Origin of the sequence: Brevibacillus sp. NL20B1 (assembly GCF_018195675.1) — a bacterium.
Taxonomy (GTDB): Bacteria; Bacillota; Bacilli; order Brevibacillales; family Brevibacillaceae; genus Brevibacillus; species Brevibacillus aydinogluensis.
The window spans coordinates 1-1,757 of record NZ_JAGTPT010000054.1 but is presented as its reverse complement, the minus strand read 5'-3'; the positions used below and the strand labels follow the sequence as shown (position 1 = coordinate 1,757).

The window sequence follows — 1,757 nt, the reverse complement described above, 5'->3', positions numbered from 1 at the left end:
CGGCGGCAAAGTCCTGACCTGAGGTACACGAACCCAATTTGAGGCTGTTGTACTCGGGCGAGCCTGCCGAACAAGGTGAAGCCCCATACAGCCAAGGAGTGCAGCAGTAAATTGGGCAGGTACATGGGACGAAAGTTACCGTCCTTACCCGGGGAGGTCTGCATGATACGCCTACTACCGTTGGCAACCGTCTCCGCGAGGGGGCGCTGAACATGCAGAAGTCAGCAGAGGCCATAGTACTCCGATAGAGGACGCTCGAAGGAGGAAGGGCCGAACATCAAGTCAACACATGTTCTAATCCCTTTCGATACGGTGCGTCGAAGCAGAATTCCGAAATGGAACTTCCTCTGAATAGTAGGGGTGAAGCCCCGAGGGTACAGAGAAGGGCTGAGCATCGTACGGCAAGCTTAGCAACATGTGTGCGAAGAGAGGAGTATCGTCAGGGGCATGCTGGAGAAAGTGCTGTCACGGGACAACCTCATGGCCGCTCTCAAACGAGTGGAGGCCAACAGAGGTGCTGCGGGAATCGACGGTGTTTCAACCGAACAACTGCGCGACTACCTTCGTCAGCACTGGGCGACCATCCGGTCGCAAATCGAGAAGGGAACCTACAAGCCGTCTCCTGTCCGCAGGGTCGAAATCCCGAAACCTGACGGGGGAATACGATTGCTAGGCATCCCTACCGTGGTAGATCGCTTCATCCAGCAGGCCATCCTGCAGGTATTGACTCCCATATTCGACCCAGAGTTCTCCGACTCCAGCTTCGGGTTCCGTCCAGGCCGCCGTGCTCACAGTGCTGTGCGGAAAGCACAACAGTACATCAACGAAGGATTCCGGTATGTGGTCGACATCGACTTGGAGAAGTTCTTCGACCGGGTCAACCATGATATCCTAATGAGCCGGGTTGCCCGCAAGGTGAAGGACAAGCGCCTTCTTAAACTAATTCGCGCTTATCTGCAATCCGGAGTCATGGTCAACGGAGTGTGTGTCACGACGGAAGAGGGCACGCCGCAAGGTGGCCCCTTAAGTCCGCTGTTGGCCAACATTCTGCTAGACGACCTGGACAAGGAGTTGGAGAAAAGGGGACACCGTTTCTGCCGCTATGCGGACGACTGCAACATCTACGTCCGCTCCAAACGTGCGGGTGAACGTGTAAAGGCAAGTGTGGAGCGATACTTGACCAGGGTTCTCAAACTCAAGGTAAATCAACAGAAAAGTGCGGTGGACCGCCCGTGCAACCGGAAGTTCCTCGGCTTTAGCTTTATTCCGGGAAAGGAAGCGCGGATACGTCTGCATCCCAAATCGATCACCCGGTTAAAAGGACGAATTCGCCAATTAACCAACCCACATCGAAGCATGACCATGCAGGAGAGGATTCAAAAACTCAACCAATACCTCATGGGATGGATCGGGTATTTTGCGCTGGCCGAGGCGAAAACCCATCTTCTGCGAATAGAGGAATGGATTCGCCGAAGGCTCCGGCTCTGTCTATGGACGCAGTGGAAACGAGTTCGTACGAGGTACCGCGAACTTCGTTCGCTTGGATTTTCTCACAACAGAGCACTGGAAATCGCAAACACCCGAAAGGGGGCGTGGCGGACAACAAAATCCCCGCACATGCACAAAGCCCTTGGTATTGCCTACTGGCAACAACAAGGGCTGATGAGTTTGATACAGCGATATTTCACACTTCGTCAAGCTTGGTGAACCGCCGTATACCGGTCGGTACGTACGGTGGTGTGAGAGGACGGGGGTTA

1 protein-coding gene is annotated in these 1,757 nt (G+C 54.5%); it reads left to right on the top strand.

The annotated features are described in order from the left end of the window. Window positions 1-447: 447 nt before the first annotated feature. On the top strand, window positions 448-1,707 hold the full coding sequence (ltrA, locus tag KDN35_RS19700) for a group II intron reverse transcriptase/maturase (protein WP_212133750.1): 1,260 nt from the start codon (window positions 448-450) through the stop codon (window positions 1,705-1,707). Window positions 1,708-1,757: the final 50 nt, after the last annotated feature.